The 20,926-nt window shown below is 68.5% G+C and carries 21 protein-coding genes; 16 read left to right on the top strand and 5 right to left on the bottom strand.

The features are described 5' to 3' along the window. Window positions 1-177: 177 nt before the first annotated feature. Window positions 178-717 (top strand): winged helix-turn-helix transcriptional regulator, encoded by a 540-nt coding sequence (locus SBI20_RS09975; RefSeq protein WP_317974889.1) that lies wholly within the window; start codon window positions 178-180, stop codon window positions 715-717. A 272-nt stretch (window positions 718-989) separates the two neighbouring features. On the opposite strand, the gene SBI20_RS09980 is transcribed toward SBI20_RS09975, so the two are convergent. Then, window positions 990-1,367: a UrcA family protein gene (locus SBI20_RS09980; RefSeq protein ID WP_317974890.1), complete on the bottom strand. Its 378-nt coding sequence runs from the start codon at window positions 1,365-1,367 to the stop codon at window positions 990-992. Between the two features lie 355 nt (window positions 1,368-1,722). Here SBI20_RS09980 and SBI20_RS09985 point away from each other — a divergent pair, with 355 nt between their 5' ends. From SBI20_RS09985 to SBI20_RS10000, 4 genes are all read left to right on the top strand, one after another. Continuing rightward, window positions 1,723-1,989, top strand: coding sequence for a hypothetical protein (locus SBI20_RS09985; RefSeq protein ID WP_317974891.1), 267 nt, complete (start codon window positions 1,723-1,725; stop codon window positions 1,987-1,989). 89 nt (window positions 1,990-2,078) lie between these two features. Then, a complete protein-coding gene (locus tag SBI20_RS09990; RefSeq protein WP_317974892.1) occupies window positions 2,079-3,023 on the top strand; it encodes a diacylglycerol kinase family protein in 945 nt (314 codons plus the stop codon). 56 nt (window positions 3,024-3,079) lie between these two features. Next, a complete protein-coding gene (locus tag SBI20_RS09995; RefSeq protein ID WP_317974893.1) occupies window positions 3,080-3,904 on the top strand; it encodes a metallophosphoesterase family protein in 825 nt (274 codons plus the stop codon). 40 nt (window positions 3,905-3,944) lie between these two features. After that, the gene (locus SBI20_RS10000) at window positions 3,945-4,961 is read left to right on the top strand and encodes a threonine aldolase family protein (protein ID WP_317974894.1); all 1,017 of its coding nucleotides are present in this window, start codon (window positions 3,945-3,947) and stop codon (window positions 4,959-4,961) included. Here the strand turns inward: SBI20_RS10000 and SBI20_RS10005 are convergent. After that, on the bottom strand, window positions 4,956-5,798 hold the full coding sequence (locus tag SBI20_RS10005) for a Rossmann-fold NAD(P)-binding domain-containing protein (protein ID WP_317974895.1): 843 nt from the start codon (window positions 5,796-5,798) through the stop codon (window positions 4,956-4,958). The genes SBI20_RS10000 and SBI20_RS10005 overlap by 6 nt on opposite strands. A gap of 92 nt (window positions 5,799-5,890) precedes the next feature. On the opposite strand from SBI20_RS10005, the gene pepN reads away from it, so the two are divergent. Then, window positions 5,891-8,518, top strand: coding sequence for an aminopeptidase N (gene pepN / locus SBI20_RS10010; RefSeq protein ID WP_317974896.1), 2,628 nt, complete (start codon window positions 5,891-5,893; stop codon window positions 8,516-8,518). 8 nt (window positions 8,519-8,526) lie between these two features. Beyond that, on the top strand, window positions 8,527-9,306 hold the full coding sequence (pgeF, locus tag SBI20_RS10015) for a peptidoglycan editing factor PgeF (protein WP_317974897.1): 780 nt from the start codon (window positions 8,527-8,529) through the stop codon (window positions 9,304-9,306). Window positions 9,307-9,354: 48 nt separating this feature from the next. Here pgeF and SBI20_RS10020 read toward each other — a convergent pair whose 3' ends face one another. From SBI20_RS10020 to galE, 3 genes are all read right to left on the bottom strand, one after another. After that, window positions 9,355-9,999, bottom strand: a complete 645-nt coding sequence (locus tag SBI20_RS10020; protein ID WP_317974898.1) for an HAD family hydrolase — start codon at window positions 9,997-9,999, stop codon at window positions 9,355-9,357. A 168-nt stretch (window positions 10,000-10,167) separates the two neighbouring features. Beyond that, on the bottom strand, window positions 10,168-10,293 hold the full coding sequence (gene ykgO, locus SBI20_RS10025; RefSeq protein WP_008069451.1) for a type B 50S ribosomal protein L36: 126 nt from the start codon (window positions 10,291-10,293) through the stop codon (window positions 10,168-10,170). Between the two features lie 74 nt (window positions 10,294-10,367). Next, window positions 10,368-11,387, bottom strand: coding sequence for a UDP-glucose 4-epimerase GalE (galE, locus tag SBI20_RS10030; protein WP_317974899.1), 1,020 nt, complete (start codon window positions 11,385-11,387; stop codon window positions 10,368-10,370). Between the two features lie 210 nt (window positions 11,388-11,597). Between galE and SBI20_RS10035 the strand changes: the two genes are divergently transcribed. The 9 genes from SBI20_RS10035 (at window position 11,598) to gltX (ending at window position 20,846) form a co-directional block, all read left to right on the top strand. Continuing rightward, window positions 11,598-12,599 (top strand): DUF4136 domain-containing protein, encoded by a 1,002-nt coding sequence (locus SBI20_RS10035; RefSeq protein ID WP_317974900.1) that lies wholly within the window; start codon window positions 11,598-11,600, stop codon window positions 12,597-12,599. Window positions 12,600-12,662: 63 nt separating this feature from the next. Beyond that, window positions 12,663-13,292 carry a DUF4136 domain-containing protein gene (locus SBI20_RS10040; protein WP_317974901.1) on the top strand — a complete coding sequence of 210 codons (630 nt, stop codon included), beginning with the start codon at window positions 12,663-12,665 and terminating at the stop codon, window positions 13,290-13,292. Then, window positions 13,289-14,452, top strand: coding sequence for a M14 family metallopeptidase (locus tag SBI20_RS10045; RefSeq protein ID WP_317974902.1), 1,164 nt, complete (start codon window positions 13,289-13,291; stop codon window positions 14,450-14,452). Before SBI20_RS10040 ends, SBI20_RS10045 begins: the two co-directional genes overlap by 4 nt. 68 nt (window positions 14,453-14,520) lie before the next feature. Further along, the gene (locus tag SBI20_RS10050; protein WP_317974903.1) at window positions 14,521-14,658 is read left to right on the top strand and encodes a hypothetical protein; all 138 of its coding nucleotides are present in this window, start codon (window positions 14,521-14,523) and stop codon (window positions 14,656-14,658) included. A 120-nt stretch (window positions 14,659-14,778) separates the two neighbouring features. Then, a complete protein-coding gene (locus SBI20_RS10055) occupies window positions 14,779-16,626 on the top strand; it encodes a bifunctional metallophosphatase/5'-nucleotidase (protein ID WP_317974904.1) in 1,848 nt (615 codons plus the stop codon). Window positions 16,627-16,841: 215 nt separating this feature from the next. Continuing rightward, window positions 16,842-17,684: an energy transducer TonB gene (locus SBI20_RS10060; protein ID WP_317974905.1), complete on the top strand. Its 843-nt coding sequence runs from the start codon at window positions 16,842-16,844 to the stop codon at window positions 17,682-17,684. 9 nt (window positions 17,685-17,693) lie between these two features. Continuing rightward, on the top strand, window positions 17,694-18,374 hold the full coding sequence (locus tag SBI20_RS10065; protein WP_317974906.1) for a Fe2+-dependent dioxygenase: 681 nt from the start codon (window positions 17,694-17,696) through the stop codon (window positions 18,372-18,374). Beyond that, the gene (locus SBI20_RS10070) at window positions 18,371-19,468 is read left to right on the top strand and encodes an alpha-hydroxy acid oxidase (RefSeq protein WP_317974907.1); all 1,098 of its coding nucleotides are present in this window, start codon (window positions 18,371-18,373) and stop codon (window positions 19,466-19,468) included. Before SBI20_RS10065 ends, SBI20_RS10070 begins: the two co-directional genes overlap by 4 nt. Before the next feature lie 52 nt (window positions 19,469-19,520). Continuing rightward, window positions 19,521-20,846 carry a glutamate--tRNA ligase gene (gene gltX, locus SBI20_RS10075; RefSeq protein ID WP_317974908.1) on the top strand — a complete coding sequence of 442 codons (1,326 nt, stop codon included), beginning with the start codon at window positions 19,521-19,523 and terminating at the stop codon, window positions 20,844-20,846. Window positions 20,847-20,926 lie beyond the last annotated feature (80 nt).

Consider the following 20,926-nt stretch of genomic DNA (forward strand, 5'->3'; position numbering starts at 1 on the left):
GCCGCCCATATGGGGGCCCATATGGGGACAGGGCCGGGTCACGGCAATGAAACAGGAGCCCGCCGCCGGCATTCCCTCAATGAAACAGGAAACTGGCACCGTCAGGCAAACTTCCGGGCCTTTTGCCCGCGCTCGTCGCTTAAATTTTCGTGTATAATGTGTTACAGGCCCTTGGTCATGCAGAAGAACAAAGAATCACTGGCGGATCTGGCCCAGTGCGGCCTGCCCGTCGCGCTGGAAGTCATGGGTGAACGCTGGTCGTTCCTGATCCTGCGGGCCGCCTTCAATGGCATCTGCCATTTCGAGGAATTTCTTACCCAGTTGGGCATTGCCCGCAATATCCTGTCGAACCGCCTCTCGCGGCTGGTCGACCATGGCATTCTGGCCCGCGCGCCCTGTTCGGACGACCGTCGGCGCGTCGAATACCGGTTGACGGCCAAGGGCTTCGACCTCCTGCCCGCCATGCTGGCCTTGCGCCAGTGGGGCGAAAAATGGGGCGCGGCGGTCTGTCGCAACCAGGTCCTGTGCGACGAGCGCGACGGTCGCCCGATCGCCCCGCTGCTCCTGCGCGCCCACGATGGCCGGCTGCTCGGCGTGACCGACCTGATCTGGCGCACGCAGGAAGAAATCGCCCGGAGCGAGGCTGAAGCCGGGGCGGCGCCTGCAAATCAGGACACGATCGACCGGAAGGTTCTGGGAGAAACCCTGGTCCGCTGAGGGATCAGGAAGGAAGGGCCTGAAAAGGCATTCGGGGCAGGATCGCCGGTGGAAACGGCGACCCTGCCCCGCCGACCGCACGGGGGACTGTTCGTGCGGCAAGGCTCCTTGTGGACGCAGACGGCTGAACGCCAGCGGAACGGCGCTGTTAAGGTTCGTTCAGACAATATCTTTTCAGACAATCCCTGTTCAGACCGGGCATCATCGCGCCGATGCATGAAAGACCGGACAAGGCCGCATCGGGGAAACGCCAGCCTGCGCGGGCGAGCGGCTCAGCGGCTGGCGAGAACCTGCTGATGCGTCATGGCCAGTTGGCCTTCGCCCTGCTGGACCGCCGCCACGAAACAGCTCTGGCGCTGCTGGGCTTCGGTCAGGGTCGTCTTGTCGGCCCGCATGCCGCAGACATTGCGCGCGGCCATGCGCAGGCGCCGCTCCGCCGTCTCGCGCCCTTGCGCCGAATGGAGATCGAGATCGGCGACCTTCACCGCCACATGGGGCATGTCGGCACGGGCATCGGGCACTTCACCGGCAAAGGCGGTCCCCGCGCTTGCAGCCAGAGCGGCGGCGGCCAGAGTTGCGGTGGTCAGCGCGGCTAGAGGGTTCAGGCGCGAATGGCTCAGGAACGAGGAAGCGGAAAAGGGAGCGAACATGGCACGGTATCCTTTCGGGACGGGTCGAAAGAGCACGACCGGAGAGTGGTGAACCGCCCTGCACCAGACTGAAGTGGCTTCTGGCTTGCGGTATGACGTCCTTTTACCGCCCCGCCCGCCGCGCCGCGCGTCGGGCTCGACCAGCCCGCCTGCCGCCCCGACAGGAGCCCCCCGTCCCCGACGAAAGCCCACCGCGATCCGCCCAACGACATGTCCGCGACGGATTCTGCCCCGACGAACGGCATGAACAGGCGCCACGGGGCGAACAACAGGCCTGGCAATTTGCGGCCACTGCGGAGCAATGCGCAACCCGGCCTTTGCCCTGCGGCAAGAATGGGCGCACTATGACGATGTCATGGCAACAGCGATCATCTTCGTGCTGGGCATCGTGAACTTCGCGCTCAACCGCGCGGTCATGGCTTGCGACCATCCGGTCATGCGCCAGATGCCGCCACTGATCCGTTCGGTGAACCAGCGTTTTTCGCTCGTGATCGAGTTCGGGATGCTGGTGGCCGGGATGATGCTGGCCGCGCAAGGGATGGTCTGGGGCGCGATCGGCTATGGTCTCTACAGCCTGATAAACGGCGCCTCGGCCTGGCTGATCCTGACGGGACGGGTTTGACGGGCCGGGTTTGAACGCCCCATCAGGCGGCCCATGACCGGGAACCTCCAGCCCATCCGGCGCATTGCCGGGGCGGAGGTCTTGCATTCATGTCATCCCGATCGCAGCAGTTCGACGATTCGCCCGAAAACCCGGTGACGAATCCGGTATCCGGTCCCCTGTGGCTGCTCCTCAACCCCGCCAGCGGCAGCAATTCCGAAGACTCGCAAGACCAGTTGCTGGCCGCCCTTGCCCACAGCGGCCATGCCCCTGCCCGCGTGCTGCGCCTGCCCGAAGACCCGCTGCCCACCCGCGCCATGCTCGAAGAAGCCGGGGTCGGCATTCTGGCGATCTTCACCGGCGATGGCACCGCCAATGCCCAGATCGAGAAGCTCCATGGCTGGCCCGGCGCCGTGCTGGTCCTGCCGGGCGGCACGCAGAACCTCCTGTCCAAGGCCCTCCATGGCCATGCCGATGCCCCCGCCATTGTCCGGCGCCTGGGCACGCCCGGCATGATCCGCACCCGCCGTCAGGGCGTGCGCACTTCGGCGGGCAATGCCCTGGTCGAAGTGCTGGCCGGGCCGGGCGCGACATGGGCCGATGTGCGCGAAGGCGTGCGCGAGGGAGACCTTGGCGTGATCGCCACCGCGCTGGGCGAAGCGCTCCACCACACGACACAGGGCGCCCCGGTCGTCGTCTCCGATCCGCCGCTGGGCAAGCGGGAGGGCTACCGCGCCGTCCGCATCGATGCGCAGGCGGGCGCGCTCGACCTCGACGGCTACGACGCCGACGACTGGGCCGACATCGTGGCCCATGGCGTTTCGATCCTGATCCGGCGCGATTTCCGGCAGGGCCCGCACGAGGAACTGGGACAGGCCCCTGCCGTCACCTGCACCAGCGCCGAGCCCATCGCCCTGATGATCGACGGCGAGCGCCGCGAGGGCTGCTGCGAGGAAACCTTCACCTGCATCGACATCCCGCTCGATTTCCTCGCCACGCGTTCCGACATCGCCCCGCGTGCAGACATCACCCCGTGTTCAGGCCCCACCCCTTGACGGAACCGGCATCAGGGGGAAAGGCAGCGGTTCCTCCCAATCGGACGCCTTTTGCCATGACCCGCCTGTTTCACATCAGCGACCTTCACTTCGGGCTCGAAGATCCGCTTGCGCTGGCCTGGCTGGTCGATTGCGTGGCCCGCGAGAAGCCCGCCGGAGTGATCGTCACCGGCGACCTCACGATGCGCGCCCGCGCCCGCGAATTTGCCGCCGCCACGCGCTGGATCAGCGATCTGGGCGTGCCGGTCTCGATTGGCGTGGGCAATCACGACCTGCCCTATTTCAACCCGCTCGAACGCGCGTTCGATCCCTATCGCCGCTATCGCCGGCTCGAACAGGCCGTGGGCAACCCGCTGACCGTGCCGGGCCTGGCCATCGTGCCGCTCAAGACCACCGCGCGCGCGCAGTGGCGCTTCAACTGGTCGAAGGGCCATGTCGCCCCCGCCGAACTGGCCCATTGCCTTGCGCACATCGACGCCCTGCCCCGTGGCACCCGTGTCCTCGTGGCCTGCCACCACCCGCTGGTCGAAGCCGGAACCCATGGGCAGGCCCTCACCCGCCATGGCGAGCAGGCGCTGACCGAACTGGCCCGGCGCGGGGTCATGGCGGTGCTCTCGGGCCATGTCCACGATGCCTTCGACCTCATCCACCCCACGCCCGAAGGCCCGGTGCGGATGATCGGCGCGGGCACGCTTTCGCTGCGCACGCGCTCGACCCCGCCCAGCTTCAACGACCTGACCCTGTCGGGCGCCGATATCGCGGTGACCGTGCGCAACCTCGAAGCCGTGCCGACCCCGGCCATGCAGATCGAGGACATCCCCGAAGACGCCCTGCCCCCCAGCCAGCCGGGCGAGCCGATTGCCCCGGTCGCACTGGGCTGATCGCGCTGGGCTGATCGCACTGGGCTAAGGATCCCTTTTCATGCACTTCTTCTCCGACAACGCCGCCAGCGTCCACCCCAGCGTCTGGGCCGCGATGCAGGCCGCCGACAGCCCCGATTTCGCCTATGACGCCGACGCGCTGAGCCGCAGCCTCGACGAGGCCTTCTCGGCCCTGTTCGGCGCGCCCTGCACCGCGCTGTGGGTGGCGACCGGGACAGCGGCCAATTGCCTCGCGCTTTCGGCCATGGTGCCGCCCCATGGCGCCGTGGTCTGCCACCACGAGGCGCATATCGAGATGGACGAAGGCGGCGCGCCGGGCCTGTTCCTCCATGGTGCCAAGCTGCTGCTGGCCGAAGGCGAAGGCGGCCTGCTCACGCCCGAGACGATTCTCCGGCGCATCGCCCCGATCCGCCCCGGCGTCCATCAGGTCCAGCCCCACGCCATCTCGATCACGCAGGCAAGCGAACAGGGCCGCGTCTATCGTCCGCAAGAAGTCGCCGCCATCGGCGCGCTGGCCCGCGCGCGGGGCCTTGGCCTCCACATGGACGGCGCGCGGCTGGCCAATGCCATCGCCCATCTCGATTGCACGCCCGCCGCCGTGACGGTCGAGGCCGGGGTCGATGCGCTCAGCTTCGGCTTCATCAAGAACGGTGGCCTGAGCGCCGAAGCCATGGTCTTCTTCGATCCCGCGCTGGCCGAGCGCGTGCGCTTTGCCCGCAAGCAGTCAGGGCACCTGCAATCGAAGGGCCGCTATCTGGCCGCGCAAATCCTCGCCCTGCTCGAACACGACCAGTGGCGGGCCAATGCCCGCGCCGCCAATGCCGCCGCGCAGGAACTGGCCGGGGCCTGTGCCGGGCGCCTGATCGAGCCGGTCGAGGCCAACGAACTGTTCGTGATCCTGAGCGAGCCGGAAAAAACCGCCTTGCGCGGCGCGGGCTTCGATTTCTACGACTGGCCCGCCCCGCAAGGCGCGCCGGGCGCCGCCCGGCTGGTCACCGCATGGAACAGCGACCCGGTCCATGTCGCCGCGCTCGCCCGCGCGATTGCGAACTTATGAGGCGGCGGCCAGCAGGGGCGCCTCCACCTCTGCCTCGGGGCTGAGCGCGGCGAGCGCGCGCAGCCCCTCGCGAAACGTCGGATAGGCAGGGCGCCAGCCGAGCACGCGGCGCGCCTTGCCCGCGCTCACCCGGCGGTTTTCGGCATAGAAGGCGCGCGCCATCGGCGAAAGCCCGGCCTCGTCGGCCCGCAACAGCGGCGGCGGCGCAATCCCCAGCAGCCGCGCGGCTTCCTCGACCACCGCGTTCTGGCTGGTGGGCTCGTCATCGGCCAGGTTGTAGACGCCCTCGGGCGCATCGAGCGCGGCGATCACCCCTCCGGCAATATCCTCGACATGGATGCGGCTGAAGACTTGTCCGGGCTGGTCGATGCGGTGGGCGGCGCCTGCCTGCAACCGGTCGAGCATGTTGCGACCCGGCCCATAGATGCCCGGCAGGCGGAAAACCCGCACATCGCCGCGCAGCGCCTGCCAGCCCAGATCGGCCACGACCCGCGCCGTCCGCCTTCCGCCCCCCAGCGGCGCGCTTTCATCGACCCAGGCCCCGCCGGTATCGCCATAGACCCCGGTGGAGGAAAGATAGCCCAGCCAGCGCCCCGGCCAGTCGCGCAGGGCGGCGCGGTGATGGTCGAGCACGGGGTCGCTGCCATCGCGCGCGGGGGGAACGGACGAGAGCACATGGCTCGCCCGGTCGAGCGCGGCATCGATGGCGGCATAGTCGTCGAAGGCGATGGTTCCGGCCCGCCCGGTGCCTTCGACCTGCCAGCCGCGCGCGCGCAGCTTCCGGGCCAGCACTTGCGCGCTGTAGCCCATTCCGAAGATCAGCATGTGTCCGGTCATGGTCACTCTCCGTTTACCCTGTCTACGCCTTTCGTGCCCGATTTGCACATCATCAATTGCCCCCGGCGAGCGGTCTACCTAAGTTCACGCGCATGAACGATCTTGCCAGCCAGCCCGCCCAGTTCACACCCGCCGTCATTCATCGCGCCGATTATCGCCCGCCCGCCTGGCTGGTGCCCGATATCGCGCTCGATTTCGTGCTCGACCTGACCGAAACACGGGTGAGCGCCACGCTCGATGTCGAGCGCAATCCGGCGGCGCAAGACGCGACCGCCCCGCTGCGCCTCAATGGCGACGGCATCGTGGCGGGCGCCGTGCTGGTCGATGGCGAACCGCACAATGCCTGGGCGATGGAAGGCGACGATCTGGTGATCGACCTTCCCGGTTCAGCCCATCAGGTCACCATCGAGACCACGATCAATCCGACCGCCAATACCCAGCTTTCGGGCCTCTATGCCTCGGGCGGGCTGCTGTGCACGCAGTGCGAGGCCGAAGGCTTCCGCCGGATCACCTTCTTCCCCGACCGGCCCGATGTCCTGAGCTGCTACACCGTCACGCTCACGGCGGACAAGGCGCAGTTCCCGGTGCTGCTCTCGAACGGCAACCCGGTCGACAGTGGCGAGGAAGACGATGGCTCGCACTGGGCGATCTGGCATGATCCCTGGCCCAAGCCTTCGTACCTGTTCGCGCTCGTCGCGGGCGATCTGGTGCCCACGCGCGACCGTTTCACCACGGCCTCGGGCCGCGCGGTGGACCTTGCCATCTGGGTCCGCGCGGGCGACGAGACGCGCACGGGCCATGCCATGCGCTCGCTGATCGCCTCGATGCAGTGGGACGAGAAGGTCTATGGCCGCGAATACGACCTCGACCTGTTCAACATTGTCGCCGTGTCCGATTTCAACGCCGGGGCGATGGAGAACAAGGGCCTCAACATCTTCAACACCCGCTACATCCTGGCCGACCCGGACACCGCCACCGATGGCGACTATGACGCGGTCGAAGGCGTGGTCGCCCACGAATACTTCCACAACTGGTCGGGCAACCGCGTGACCTGCCGCGACTGGTTCCAGCTCAGCCTCAAGGAAGGCTTCACCGTGCTGCGCGACCAGCAGTTCTCGGCGGATCGCGGCTCGCCCCCGGTCAAGCGGATCGAGGACGTGCGGATCTTGCGCGCGGCCCAGTTTCCTGAGGATTCGGGGCCCCTGGCCCACCCGATCCGCCCGGATTCCTATCAGGAAATCAGCAATTTCTACACCGCGACGGTCTATAACAAGGGCGCCGAGGTGATCCGCATGATGACCGTTCTGGCCGGCCCCGAACGCTTCCGCGCCGGGACCGACCTCTATTTCGAGCGCCACGACGGGCAAGCGGCAACCTGCGAGGATTTCGTGACCGCCATCGAGGAGGGCGCGCAGATCGACCTTGCCCAGTTCCGCCGCTGGTACGAGCAGGCCGGAACCCCGCGCGTGGACGTGGCGCTGAGCCATGATCCGGTCTCGGGCCGCGTCACCCTCGCCCTCAAGCAGACCGTGCCGCCCACGCCGGGCCAGAGCGTCAAGCAGCCGATGGTCATCCCGCTGCGCACCGCCCTGTTCGACCGCCAGAGCGGCACGCATGGCGGCGAACACCTGATCGTGCTGACGCAAGGGCAGCAGCAGTTCACGTTCGAGGGCCATGCCCGGCCCCCGGTGCTCTCGATCAATCGCGGGTTTTCCGCGCCGGTGGCCATTATCGCCCCGCAGACAGTCGAGGATCTGGTCTTCCTCGCCGCCCACGACGATGATCCGTTTGCCCGCTACGAGGCGATGCAGCAGCTCGTCGTCCAGCACCTCGTCGCCGCCGTCGAAGGGCGCCTCGACGATGACGCGCGCGAGGCTGGCCGCAAGGCCATCGGCGGCGCGCTCGCGGCGATCCTCGCCGATGCCGGGCTGGACGATCTGATGCGCGGCGAACTCGTCATGCTGCCGGGCGAGGCCTATCTGGCCGAACAGCTCAATCCGGTTGACCCGGCCCGCGTCCATGCCGAGCGTGAGGCGCTCAAGGCCTGGCTGGGCCGCGAACTGGCGCCCGCGTGGACCGCGCTCCACGACCGCTGCGCCGCCGTTCCCTTCAGCCTCGACGCCGCCGCGCGCGGCGCGCGCAAGCTCAAGACGCAGGCGCTCGTCTATCTGGCCGCCGCCGACCCGCAAGGCACCGCCCTGCGCGCCAAGGCGCAATATGATGCCGCCGACAACATGACCGACCGTCAGGGTGCGCTCATGGTCCTGTGCGGCCTCGACTGCCCGCAGCGCGAGGAAGCGCTCGATCACTTCCACGCCCGCTTTGCCGACAACCGGCTGGTGATCGACAAGTGGTTCTCGCTTCAGGCAGGCTCGCTCCACCCCGATGCGCTCGCCCATGTCCAGGCACTGGCGCATCATCCCGATTTCACGCTCACCAACCCCAACCGCGTGCGCGCGCTCTACATGGCGATGGCAGCCAATCCGGCGGCCTTCCACGCCGCCGACGGGGCGGGCTATCGCACGATTGCCGACCTGATCCTCGCGCTCGATCCGATCAACGGCAATGTCGCCGCGCGCTTCGTTGCCCCGCTCGGGCGCTGGCGCCGGGTCGAACCGGGCCGTGCGGCGCTGATGCGCGCCGAACTCGAACGGATCGCCGCCGCCCCCCGCCTCTCGCGTGATGTGCGCGAGCAGGTGAGCAAGAGCCTGGAAGCATGACGGGCAGCATGACGGACAGTAGCGCCATGGGGATCGAAGTCCTCACCCACCCGGCCCTCGCAGGCACCGCGCACGGCTTCCTCGGTCGCAAGGGCGGGGTCTCGACCGGGCTTCACGCCGGGCTCAATGTCGGCTGGGGGAGCGAGGACGACCCGGCAGCGACCGCCGAAAACCGCCGCCGCGCGGGCCAGGCCGTGCTGCCCGGCGCGCGGCTGGTCTGCGCCTATCAGGTCCACTCGCCCGACGTGGTGACCGTCACCACGCCGTGGGACGAGGCCGACCGCCCCAAGGCCGATGCCCTCGTCACCAACCGGCCCGGCCTGCTGCTCGGCGTGCTGACCGCCGATTGCGCGCCGGTGCTGTTCCACGATCCCCATGCCGGGGTGATCGGCGCGGCCCATGCAGGCTGGCGCGGCGCCATCGACGGGGTGACCGACCGCACGGTCGAGGCGATGGAGGCTCTGGGCGCCTCGCGCGCGGCCATCGCCGCCGTGGTCGGCCCGTGCATCGGCCAGAAAAGCTATGAAGTCGACGCGGGGTTCGAGCGGCGCTTCCTCGAAGAGGCAGCCGAGAACGAACGCTTCTTCCGCGCCGGGCGCGCGGGCCATGCATGGTTCGATCTGGCAGGATACGTCGCCCACCGGCTCCATGCATTCGGCGTGGGCGTGGTGGGCATGCTCGACGAAGATACCTATGCCCAGGCCGACCGCTTCTTCTCGTTCCGCCGCGCCACCCATGCCGGGGAACCGGGCTATGGCCGCGAAATTTCGCTGATCGGCCTGCGATAGAACCCTCGCGCAAGGCCCCGGAGCGTATCCGGGGCCTTGCGCTGTTCTTCAGGCCTGATCCAGCAATCCGTGCGCGATCAGGTCAGCCTCCAGCGCCGCCGCGCCACGGGTGAAATGGTGGGTGTGCCAGCCCAGTTCACGCGCCGTGGCGATGTTGGCGGCATTGTCGTCGATGAACAGCATCGAGGCAGGCGCATGGCCAAAGCGCCCTGCGGCCAGTTCGAAGATCGCCGGATCGGGCTTGACCATCCGTTCGGCCCCCGAGACCACGATGTCGCGGCAATGGTCGAGGATCGGGAAAGTCGGGCGGAACAGGGCCCAGGCATCGACCCCGAAATTGGTGATCGCATATTGCGGCACGTCGCGCGCGGCCAGACGGCGGATCAGGTCGTGCGTACCGGCCACCGGGCCGGGCACGCTGTCGAGCCAGTGCGTCGCATAGCGTTCGATCAGCGCCGCCGATTCGGGAAACTGCGCGGCGCGGGCGGGCACCATCTGCGCCCAGGGCACCCCGGCGTCGTGCTGGCCATGCCATTCCTCGCTCACCACCTCGGCCACGAAGCGCGCGCGCTCTTGCGGGTCGGGAATCGCCTCGTGATAGAGCAGGCCCAGATCCCATTCCACGAGCACACGGCCCACGTCCCAGACGACGATGGTGGGAGAGGCGGCAGTGACAGGGGCAGGACTGGTCATGATCGGCATGGTTCCTGATAGAAAGGACAATTCAGGGGGCACAAACGAAACCAGCCCGCTCCCCGGACCGGCGCCGCGCAAAGGCGGAATACCGGGCCGGGAAGCGGGCTGGATGCAGCGTCCGGGCCGAACCTGAAAGGCACGGCCACAAGCGCGAAAGGGCTGAAATCAGCCCTGACGTGCCTTGAAACGACGCTGGGTCTTGTTGATCACATAGGTCCGGCCACGACGGCGAATCACGCGGTTATCCCGGTGACGGTCCTTGAGCGACTTCAGGCTGTTGCGAATCTTCATGGCTTTTCCCTTTGCCCGAATCCGACCCGGGCGCGAAACTGAAGGTGCGCCGTTAGTCGGCGCCCTGTGGAAAGTCAACCTTCCGGGCGGATTTCACTGAGTCTGCGTTCCCAGGCCAGCGCATGGCCGATGATCGTATCGAGATCGGCATGGCGCGGAACCCACGGCAGCGTGGCCTTGATCCGGCTGTTGTCCGAGATCAGCGAATCGGGGTCGCCCGCGCGGCGGCCCTGCATCACGCGCACGACCGGGCGGTTGGTCACGCGGTCGACCGCATTGAGCACGTCGAGCACCGAAAAGCCCCGGCCATAGCCGCAGTTCATCGTGAGCGACCGCTCGGGCTGGTCGATCAGCGCCTCAAGCGCCTGAACATGGGCCATGGCCAGATCGGACACGTGGATATAGTCGCGCACGCCCGTGCCATCGGGGGTGTCGAAATCGGTGCCGAACACGCCCACGCTTTCGCGCTTGCCCAGTGCGGCCTCGACCGCGACCTTGATCAGGTGGGTCGCCCCGGCGGTCGATTGCCCGGTGCGCGCCTGCGGATCGGCCCCGGCCACGTTGAAATAGCGCAGCACGCAAAAATTGAGCGGATGGGCCCGTGCGGTGTCGGCCAGCATGATCTCGGTCATCAGCTTGGACATGCCATAGGGGTTGATCGGCTGCTTCGGGCTGTCCTCGGTCACCGGGGAAACCTCGGGGATGCCGTACGTGGCCGCCGTCGACGAGAAGATGAAGTGCCTGACCCCACCCTTGACCGCCGCCTCGATCAGGGCGCGGCTCTTGGCGGTGTTGTTCGAATAGTACTTGAGCGGATTTTCCACCGACTCGGGCACGATGATCGACCCGGCAAAATGCATGATCGCGCCGATGCCCTGTTCGGCGATGATCCGCGCCACCAGCGCCTCGTCGGCGATGTCGCCTTCGTAAAGCGGCACGTCATCGGGCACGGCAAACCGGAACCCGGTCACCAGATTGTCGATCACCGCCACCGGCCAGCCCGCATCGCGCAACGCCAGAACGGCGTGGCTGCCGATATAACCGGCCCCACCGGTGACCAGCACGGGAACCTTGGCCCCGGAAAACTCGGACATCACAGCGAATCACCTCAATTTGCCACGGACAGGCCGGTCCTAGCAGTGCAAGGCCAGAGGGGAATTTGCTAATTGCTCCACCAGCCGGATTTTTGATTTCCATGCCCCGCGCAGGAAAGGCGCCGCTCCTGCGTTAGACATGTGGTTCAGCCGCGTGACAGCCCGATGGCGGCAGGATCATGATTCCTCTTTTCGACCGGATTCCCGATCATGCCCCGCCCCGCTGCCCTTTCCCTGCCCGCCTCTCTCCTGCTGGCGGTCGCCTGCGCCTCGCCCGCGCTGGCCCAGCCCATGTGGGGCGGTGGCTATGATGGCTGGGGGGGAGGCTATGACGGCTGGGGCGGTTATGGCGGCTATGGTGGCCGGGGGGGAGCCGCGCGCCGGGGCGGATCGGTTCAGGTTCCCAGCCATATCGAGGTCAGCACCTGGCGCGCCGCCGATGCCCTGCCCCTGCTGGGCAAGGGCCGGATCGTGATTTCGGGTGTCGAGCCCCCGCCGCAGGGACAGGACGAGGGCGATGATGCCAGTGATAACGGCGGGGAGAGCAGCAGCGGCGACACCCTTCCCGATGGCCGCCTGACCGACAACCAGCTGTCCGACAAGCTGCCCGTCTATGAAGCCGCGGTGGTCGATGCCCTGATCGCGCAAGGCTACGACACCCAGACCGCGACCGACGCCGGGCAGATCGCGCAAGTGGCCGTCAGCCACATGGTCGTCGTCCCCGCCGAAGTCCGCCACAACCCGGTGAGCGGCGAAGTGAGCACGATGATCAGCAATCGCGGCTCGGGCGTGGCGCTCGGGCTGGGGGTAGACCTGAGCAAGCCGGCCGGGGCGGTCGTCTCCACACGCATGGATGTGCGCATCCGCGACAGGGCGAGCGGCAAGGTGCTGTGGGAAGGCCATGCCGAGGGCATGGCCCGCGAAAGGGGCAGCGGCGGCGAGGACGGGATCGACGATGGCGGCATGGCGGCCCGTCTGGCCCGCGCGCTGTTCGCCCGTTTCCCCGAAGGGGCGGTGGTCGTCGCCGGTGCCGATGCGCCGGGGGCCTATGCCCATGATTCCGGTCCTCCCCCGCAGAGGCCCGAGGCCGAAATGCCGCGAGACAATGCCCCGCCATCGAGCATGGCCGAGGACCCCGGCCCGTCCGGCGACGCCGACAGCCCGCCCCCGCCGCCCGAAACCATCGCTGGCCCTTCTTCTCCCATGACTTGAGCAGGCAGGCTGGCTGGCCTATCCATCGGCTCGCTCTCCCTTTTCGTGCGAAGGATGCCCGCCATGGCCCGCCCGGCTCTTTTCAAACGCCTCTCTGCCACCCTGACCTCTGCCACCCTGCTGGTCCTGACCCAGCCTGCCTGTGCAAAGCCGGTGGAGGTGACGCGTTTTTCGACGCCGCAGACCCTGGCCCAACTGGGCTGGCAGCAGGCCGGGCGCGCGGTCGCGGTGGTGCCCGCCCCCGATTCCGGGATCGATCCCCAGAGCCTGGTCGACCAGCCCTGGCTCGACGCGGTGGCCCGTGAAGTGGCCGCCCTCGGCTTTGGCGCGGCGACGCCGGGCGCGGCGGACATTCTGGCCGAAGTGGATGTCGTACACGACAGGCTTGCCCAAGGGGGCGGACGCGGCCCGGTCAGTGTCGGGCTGGGCGGGGCCACCGGCGGGCGCCACAGCAGCCTTGGCCTGGGGCTGGGCTTCAATTTCGGGGGCGGCGTGCGCCACCTCGACGGCACGCGCCTGCGGGTGATCCTGCGCGATCGCGCCAGCGGCCAGGCCCTGTGGGAGGGCCGCGCCGACAACACCGAGAAATCCGGCAGCCGCGAGGCTTCGGCCGATCTTCTCGCCCCGCGCATGGCCCATGCGCTGTTCACCGGCTTCCCCGGCCCCTCGGGCCAGACTACGAGCGTCAAATGACCCAGAACACGCCTGCTTCCACCCCGATCCTGATCAACACCGCCTTTGATTCGGGCAATATCGAGGTTCTCTCGATCGATGGCGCCAAGGCGCGGCTGGCCATCGTGCGCGACAATCAATCCGAATTCGCCCAGTGGTTCCACTTCCGCGTGAGCGGGATTGCCGGGCGCGAACTCGATCTGGCGATCACCGGCCTCAATGGCTCGGCCTATCCCGATGGCTGGCCCGGCTATTCGGCCTGCGTGTCGGAAGACCGGCAGGAATGGACGCGCGCGTCCTCGACCTTCGACCGCGACCGCGAGGGCGGCACGCTCCACATCCGCCACATGCCGGCCAGCGATGTCGTCTGGTTCGCCTATTTCGCGCCCTATTCAATGGAGCGTCACCACGAACTGGTGAGCCAGGCCGCCGCCAGTCCGGGCGTGACCCATCGCACGCTGGGCCTCACCCTCGACGGACAGCCGATCGACTGCCTCGATCTGGGCGAAGGCCCGCGTCAGGTCTGGCTCTATGCCCGCCAGCATCCGGGCGAGACGATGGCGCAATGGTGGATGGAAGGCGCGCTCGACATGCTGACCGACCCGGCAGACCCGCATGGCCGGGCGCTGCGTCAGGCCTGCACGTTCCACATCGTGCCCAACTGCAACCCCGACGGCTCGGTCCGCGGCCACTTGCGCACCAATGCGGTGGGCGTGAACCTCAACCGCGAATGGGACGCGCCAAGCGCCGAACGCGCGCCCGAAGTGCTCGCCATCCGCAACGCCATGGACGCAACCGGGGTCGATTTTGCCATGGACATCCATGGTGACGAGGCGATTCCGGCGGTCTTCATCGCCGGGTTCGAGGGCATCCCCTCGCTGACCCCCGAACAGCTCGAAGGCTATCGCCGCTATCGCGCGCTGCTCGATGCGCGCACCCCCGATTTCCAGGTGCGGCGCGGCTATACCGAGAGCGCGCCGGGCAAGGGCAACCTGTCGATGTCGACCAACCAGGTCGCAGAACGCTTCGGCGCGGTGGCGATGACGCTGGAAATGCCCTTCAAGGACAATGCCGACCTGCCCGATCCGGTTCAGGGCTGGAGCCCCGAACGCAGCAAGCTGCTCGCACGCGACTGCCTTGCCGCGCTCTGGCAGTGGATCGCCTTCCCCGAGGCGGGCTGAACCGCCACGCCGCCATATTGGTACATCACGCGGCGTGATCTTTACCGGCCATTAAGGGCTGCGGGTTCATGGAACTGGCCACCATGACCCGCAGCCTTCCCCTTTCCGCCATTCCCGATCTGGCCTCGCTGGCGCTGGCTTCGCTGCCGGTGGTGGCCTGCGCGCTCGCGCTGATCTGCGCCGGGCGCTGGCTGCCGCTTTCCTGAGCGCAGGATTACAGGCTGACGGGCTCCGAAGCGTCGAGCCGTCTTCAACAGGACATCGCCAGCGGCTATGACGCGGTCACCCGCTGCGTGCAGCCCCCCGGCATGAGGTCCTTCAACCCGATGAAATCCGTTCGCTTTTCGCTCGTGCTGGCCACCAGCCTGACTTTGGCCGCCTGTGCGGGGCGCGCGCCTCATCCTCTGGCCGATACCAGTGCTTCCCGGCCCGTCGCGACGGCTCCTGCAGCCCCCCATCTGGTCACCGTGGGCATTGCCGCCTTCAACGATTTCCACGGCCAGCTCGAACCGCCCCGCCAGTCGGTGGAAATGCCCGACGGCAAAGGGGGAACCCGGCAAGTCCCGGCAGGCGGCGCGGCCTGGCTCGCCTCTGCCATCGATGCCGTGCGGGCCCGCTATCCCAATCACCTGACCGTCTCGGCCGGCGACCTCACCAGCGCCAGCCAGGTCGCCTCCTCGCTCTATCTCGACGAGCCTGCGGTGGGCGTGATGAACCGCATCGGGATCGACTTCAACGCGGTGGGCAACCACGAATTCGACCGGGGCCGCCAGGAACTGCTGCGCCTCCAGAACGGCGGCTGCACCCAGTATACCGCGCGCAAGCCCTGCCAGCTCGAAACCTTCCCCGGCGCCAGCTATCGCTATCTGGCCGCCAGCACCCTCGACAGTCAGGGCCACACCCTGTTCCCGGCCACCGGGCTCAAGACGTTCGGGCAGGGTGCCGACAAGGTGACCATCGGCGTCATCGGCCTGACCACGCGCACCACGCCCACGCTCGTCAACCCCTCGGGCATCGCCGGGCTGACCTTCGAGGACGAGGCCAAGGCCATCAACGCGGCGATCCCCACCCTCAAGGCGCAAGGGGCCGATGTGATCATGGTGCTGATCCATGAAGGCGGGAAACAGGGCAGTCAGGCAGGCCAGAGCCCCGATCCACAGGGCTGCGCGGCGATGTCGGGTGCCATTCTCGACATCATCCCCCGCCTCGATCCCGGTGTCGACCTGATCGTCTCGGGCCATACCCACGAAGCCTATATCTGCGATCTGGGTGGCAAGAATGCCGCTCTGGACAAGGGCCACCCCCTGCTGCTGACCAGCGCCGGGCTCTATGGCAAGATGGTGACCGACATCACCTTGCAGATCGATCCGGCCACCCATCACCTCGTCTCGCGCAGCGCGCACAACGTGATCGTCCAGTCGCAGCCCTACCAGTCGGCCAAAGGGATGATCGAGCCCGACCCCCAGCTTCCGGTCTTTGCCCCGCGCGCCGACATCGCCGCCTATGTCGGCCGCTATGTCGTCGCCGCCCAGGCCTTTGCCAACAAGCCCATCGGCAAAGTCTCGGGCCCGGCGGCGCGGGTGGACGACGGTCCGGTTCCGCTGGGCGGATCGCTGGGCAACCTGATCGCCGATTCGCAAGTGGCGGCCACGCGCAACGCGGGCGCGCAGATCGCGCTGACCAACCCCTTCGGCATCCGCGCCGCGCTCTTGCCTGCGGCAGACGGCGCGGTGACGTATGGCGAACTCTACAAGATCCAGCCGTTCAACAGCGTGCTGATCACCCAGACGCTCACCGGCGCGCAGCTCAAGGCCGTACTCGAACAGGGTTTCGACGATAACGGCCTGCATCAGGCGCTCAGCCCTTCCTCGGCGCTGCATTACACGGTCGATTTCAACCGCCCGATCGGCGCGCGCGTGGTCAGGATCACCATTGCGGGCAAGCCGATGGTGCCGGGCGCGCGCTATCGTGTCACCGTCAACAACTTCCTCGCGATGGGGGGCGATACCTTCACCGCGCTGGCCGATGCCGCGAAGGCCGCCAAGGCGGCTGGCGAGGCCGACCCGGTGCAAGGCGAGAGCGACCTCGACGCCCTGCAAGCCTGGATCGCCGCCGCCCCCAAGCGGCAGATCCCCGCCGAATCGCGCGTGACGGTGATCGCGGCCCACCCCTGAAAACGCAGGAAAAAGCCGGGCACAGGCACGGAGGGCCTGCGCCCGGCCACTTTCGCGCGCGCATTTTTCCCTGCGCCGGACTGTCGCACCAGCGCGACAATTATTTTGCTATTGCGATCTATTCTCTCGACTTCGCCGGGAAACGAGGGTATGCGAATGACTCTCAATAACCCGCCAAAGCATCTTGCGGCGGGGCCGTTTCGGGAACAGTCGTCGTGAGCAGCCAGGCCAGTCTTCTCTCCGCCCCCCTCGTCGCACGCATGCCCAAGCGCGCCAGCGCCCCGGTTTCGCGCGCACCGCTCATGCCCGTTCCCACCCCCGTTCCTGTTGCCTTCGAGCCCGCCTTTGCCCCCAACCACGCTCCGGCCCCCGTCTGGCAACCCTCGCGCTACGAAGCGAGCAGCCGCCCGCGCGGCCTTGCCCTGATCGGTTCGGCGCTGGCCGTTGGTGGTCTGGTCGCCGCGCTGCTCTCGGTCGGCGTGATCGGCGCCAAGCCCCGCCACGAGACCTTCACCGCCGTTCGCCTCTCGACCGAACTGGCCCCGCCGCCGCCCCGGCAGAAGGCCGCGCCCCAGCCCGCCGCCATGCCCAGGCAGGCCGCCGCCCCGGTCGTGGCGCCGACCCCGGCGATCACCCTGCCGACCACCCCGACGGTGGCCGCCGCCCCGGTGGCAGCGCCGGTCTCGATTCCCGTTCCCGCAGCGGCCCCGGCTGCGCCCGTCGCCGCGCCGGCGGCTCCTGCCGCGCCCGCCGCTCCGGCAGCCCCCGCGATGGCCACGGGCCGGGATCTTGCGTCCAACCTCCTCGAAGCGACCCCGCCGCGCTATCCGATCGATTCGCGCCGCGCGCGCGAACAGGGCACTGTCGTCCTCAAGGTCACGGTCGGCCTCGACGGGCGTGTCGCCCAGATCGACGTGTCGCGGTCGAGCGGGTTCGACCGCCTCGACCGGGCTGCGCTGGGCGCGGTCCGGCACTGGCGCTGGAGCGTGACCCGCCAGAACGGCGCGGCCATGATGGTTCAGGGCCTCGTCTCGATTCCCTTCGTCCTTCAGGGCTGATCCGCACCGATGATGCTGCACATTCCGGGCGTCCTGTCGCCCGCCGACGTGGCGCAGATGCGCGAGGCGCTCGAAGCTGCCGAGTGGGAAGATGGCCGGGTGACCGCCGGGCACCTCGCGGTGCGGACCAAGGCCAACCTGCAATTGCCGGTCGAAAGCCCGCTGGCGGTGGCGCTGGGCCAGCGCATTCTCGAACGTCTGGGCCAGACCCCGCTGTTCATCGCCGCCGCCCTGCCCTTGCGCGTGCTGCCCCCGCGCTTCAACCGCTATGAGGGCGGGGGGACGTATGGCAGCCATATCGACAACGCGCTGTTCCGCATGCCCGGCACCGACACCTATGTCCGCACCGACCTGTCGAGCACGGTCTTCCTGTCCGAGCCGGACAGCTACGAAGGCGGAGAGCTCGTGGTGGAGGACAGCTATGGCGCGCACCGCGTCAAGCTCGCGGCGGGCGACATGGTGCTCTATCCGGGAACCAGCCACCACCATGTGACCCCGGTCACCCGTGGCACGCGCCTCGCCGCGTTCTTCTGGACGCAAAGCCTCGTTCCTTCCGAGGCCGACCGCCGCAGCCTGTTCGAGATGGATCAGGCGATCCAGACCCTGGCAGGCGAACAGCCCGATCACCCCTCGGTCGCCGCGCTCACCGGCGTCTATCACAACCTGCTGCGCCGCTGGTCGGTGACATGAGCGCCGCGCCGATCCCGGCCGACATCCACACCCTTGCCGACTATGAACGCCACGCCGCCGCGCGCATTGCCCCGGCGACATGGGCCCATATCGCGCAAGGCAATACCCCGGCCAACCGCGCCGCCTTTGCCAGCCGGGGCCTGCTCCCCCGCCCGCTGGCCGACCTGAGGCAAGGAAGCACCGCCACCACCCTCTTCGGCCAGCGCCATGCCGCGCCGATCCTGCTGGCCCCGGTCGCCTATCACCGCCTCGTCCACGAGGCGGGCGAAATCGCCAGCGCGCAAGGCGCCGCCGCGCTCGACACCACGATGGTCGTCAGCACGCTCTCGAGCGTCCCTCTCGAAGACATCGCCCGCGCCACCCGCGACGCCGCGCGGGAACTGGGCCATGCCGCCCCGCCGCCCGGCTGGTTCCAGCTCTATACCCAGCCCGATCCGGCGCAGAGCCTCGCCCTCGTCCGCCGCGCCGAGGAGGCCGGGTTCGCGGTTCTGGTCGTTACCGTCGACGCCGCCGTCAAGCGCGCCGATTTTGCCCTGCCGCCCGGCGTGGGCGCAGCCAATCTGGCCGGTTTCGCTCCCCAGCAGCACCGCACCGGCACGCTGAACGGTCAGGTCGTGTTCGGCAGTCCGCTGGCCCAGACCGCCCCGACATGGGAGACACTGGCCTGGCTGCGCCGCGAAACCGCGCTGCCCATGGTCGTCAAGGGGCTGCTCCACCCCGCCGATGTGATCCGCGCGCGCGAGTGCGGGGCCGATGGGGTGATCGTCTCGAACCATGCGGGCCGCGTGCTCGATGGCGTGGTGCCCGCGCTCGCCATGCTGCCCGCGATCCGTGCCGCGCTGGGCCCCGATTTCCCGCTGCTGTTCGACAGCGGCGTGCGCAGCGGCGCCGATGCGCTCAAGGCCATGGCGCTGGGCGCGCAAGCCGTGCTGGTGGGCGCGCCGCAACTCCATGCCCTTGCCGTGGGCGGCATGGCCGGGGTCGCCCACATGCTGCACATCCTGCGCACCGAATTCGAACTGGCCATGGCCCAGTGCGGCTGCACGCAGACCAGCGCCATCGGCCCCGATCTGGTCGTGCCAACCGGCTTCTGAATCCGTCTTTTCCCCGGTGGTCTCGCCCGCCAATCGCGCTATAGCGCCGCGCATGACCGTGGTTACCCGCTTCGCGCCCTCGCCCACCGGCAAGCTTCATGTCGGCAATATCCGCACGGCCCTGCACAACTGGCTGCTGGCGCAAAAGCACGGCGGGCGCTTCCTCCTGCGCATCGACGACACCGACGCCCAGCGCAGCCGCGAAGAGCATGTCGAGGCGATCCGTGCCGACCTCGCGTGGCTGGGCCTTCACCCCGAGGGCGAGGAACGCCAGTCCGCGCGCTTTGCCATCTATGAAGAGGCCTTCGAGCGGCTGATTGCCGACGGGCGGCTCTATCGCTGCTATGAAACCGCGCAGGAACTCGACCTCAAGCGCAAGATCCTGCTCGGGCGCGGGTTGCCCCCGATCTACGACCGCGCCGCGCTGTCGCTGACCGCCGCCGACCACGAAGCCCGCGCGGCAGCCGGCGATCGCCCGCACTGGCGCTTCAAGCTCGACCACGAAACCCCGATCACCTGGGACGACGGCATTCGCGGGCCCCAGCAGTTCGACCCGCGCCAGATGTCCGACCCGGTCGTGCGCCGCGCCGATGGCTCGTGGCTCTACATGCTGCCCAGCGCCATCGACGACGTGGCCATGGGGATCACCGACGTGCTGCGCGGCGAGGACCATGTTTCCAACACCGCCACGCAAGTCCAGATGTTCGAGGCGCTGGGCGCCAGCCCCCCGCGCTTTGCCCACGAGGCGCTGCTGACCGGAACCGAGGGCAAGCTGTCCAAGCGCCTCGGTTCGCTGGGCGTGGCCGACTTGCGCGAGGCGGGGATCGAACCCGAAGCCCTCGTCGCCCTGCTCGCCCGACTGGGCACGTCCGATCCGGTCGATCCGGCGCTCGGCGCGGCGCAGCTTGCCGCCAGCTTCGACCTCGCGCACTTTGGCCGCGCGCCCGCCCGCTTCGACGAGGCCGAACTCGCCCGCGTCAATGCCGCCGTGGTCCACCGCCTGCCCTATGCCCGCGTCGCGCACCTTTTGCCCCATGGCATGGGCGAGGCCGCGTGGGAGGCCATCCGCCCCAACCTGGCCCATATCGGCGAGGCGGCGGACTGGTGGCAGGTGATCCGTGGCCCGGTCACGCCCCCCGCCTTCGACGCGGAAACCCGCGCGTTCCTCGATGCGGCCGCACAGGTGGCCGAAACGCTCGACTGGAGCGATCCCTGGCCCGCGCTGACCGGCGCCCTCAAGGAAGCCACGGGCCGCAAGGGCAAGGCCCTGTTCCTGCCCTTGCGGCAGGCCCTGACCGCCATGGACCACGGCCCCGACATGAAGGCCCTGCTCCCCCTGATCGCCCGCGAGGAGGCCATTGCCCGCCTGAAAGCCTGATCCTGCGGGGCCTGGCCGCAGGCCCCATCCGGCGGGAACCATTCACAAATTGAAACATTAACAGGGCGCGTCACCATGCC

It is taken from the genome of Novosphingobium sp. IK01 (assembly GCF_033242265.1).
In the GTDB taxonomy this organism is placed as follows: Bacteria; Pseudomonadota; Alphaproteobacteria; order Sphingomonadales; family Sphingomonadaceae; genus Novosphingobium; species Novosphingobium pituita.

Excerpts from the sequence above, each read along its gene's own strand:
- SBI20_RS10040 (WP_317974901.1), top strand. The coding sequence starts at position 12,663 with ATGGCCCGCCCGGCTCTTTTCAAACGCCTCTCTGCCACCCTGACCTCT.
- pgeF (WP_317974897.1), top strand. The coding sequence starts at position 8,527 with ATGACGGACAGTAGCGCCATGGGGATCGAAGTCCTCACCCACCCGGCC.
- SBI20_RS09990 (WP_317974892.1), top strand. The coding sequence starts at position 2,079 with ATGTCATCCCGATCGCAGCAGTTCGACGATTCGCCCGAAAACCCGGTG.
- SBI20_RS10055 (WP_317974904.1), top strand. The coding sequence starts at position 14,779 with ATGAAATCCGTTCGCTTTTCGCTCGTGCTGGCCACCAGCCTGACTTTG.
- SBI20_RS10045 (WP_317974902.1), top strand. The coding sequence starts at position 13,289 with ATGACCCAGAACACGCCTGCTTCCACCCCGATCCTGATCAACACCGCC.
- pepN (WP_317974896.1), top strand. The coding sequence starts at position 5,891 with ATGAACGATCTTGCCAGCCAGCCCGCCCAGTTCACACCCGCCGTCATT.
- SBI20_RS10065 (WP_317974906.1), top strand. The coding sequence starts at position 17,694 with ATGATGCTGCACATTCCGGGCGTCCTGTCGCCCGCCGACGTGGCGCAG.
- SBI20_RS10000 (WP_317974894.1), top strand. The coding sequence starts at position 3,945 with ATGCACTTCTTCTCCGACAACGCCGCCAGCGTCCACCCCAGCGTCTGG.
- SBI20_RS10050 (WP_317974903.1), top strand. The coding sequence starts at position 14,521 with ATGGAACTGGCCACCATGACCCGCAGCCTTCCCCTTTCCGCCATTCCC.
- ykgO (WP_008069451.1), bottom strand. The coding sequence starts at position 10,293 with ATGAAGATTCGCAACAGCCTGAAGTCGCTCAAGGACCGTCACCGGGAT.
- SBI20_RS09995 (WP_317974893.1), top strand. The coding sequence starts at position 3,080 with ATGACCCGCCTGTTTCACATCAGCGACCTTCACTTCGGGCTCGAAGAT.
- SBI20_RS09975 (WP_317974889.1), top strand. The coding sequence starts at position 178 with ATGCAGAAGAACAAAGAATCACTGGCGGATCTGGCCCAGTGCGGCCTG.
- gltX (WP_317974908.1), top strand. The coding sequence starts at position 19,521 with ATGACCGTGGTTACCCGCTTCGCGCCCTCGCCCACCGGCAAGCTTCAT.
- SBI20_RS09980 (WP_317974890.1), bottom strand. The coding sequence starts at position 1,367 with ATGTTCGCTCCCTTTTCCGCTTCCTCGTTCCTGAGCCATTCGCGCCTG.
- SBI20_RS10070 (WP_317974907.1), top strand. The coding sequence starts at position 18,371 with ATGAGCGCCGCGCCGATCCCGGCCGACATCCACACCCTTGCCGACTAT.
- galE (WP_317974899.1), bottom strand. The coding sequence starts at position 11,387 with ATGTCCGAGTTTTCCGGGGCCAAGGTTCCCGTGCTGGTCACCGGTGGG.
- SBI20_RS10005 (WP_317974895.1), bottom strand. The coding sequence starts at position 5,798 with ATGACCGGACACATGCTGATCTTCGGAATGGGCTACAGCGCGCAAGTG.
- SBI20_RS10020 (WP_317974898.1), bottom strand. The coding sequence starts at position 9,999 with ATGACCAGTCCTGCCCCTGTCACTGCCGCCTCTCCCACCATCGTCGTC.
- SBI20_RS10035 (WP_317974900.1), top strand. The coding sequence starts at position 11,598 with ATGCCCCGCCCCGCTGCCCTTTCCCTGCCCGCCTCTCTCCTGCTGGCG.
- SBI20_RS09985 (WP_317974891.1), top strand. The coding sequence starts at position 1,723 with ATGGCAACAGCGATCATCTTCGTGCTGGGCATCGTGAACTTCGCGCTC.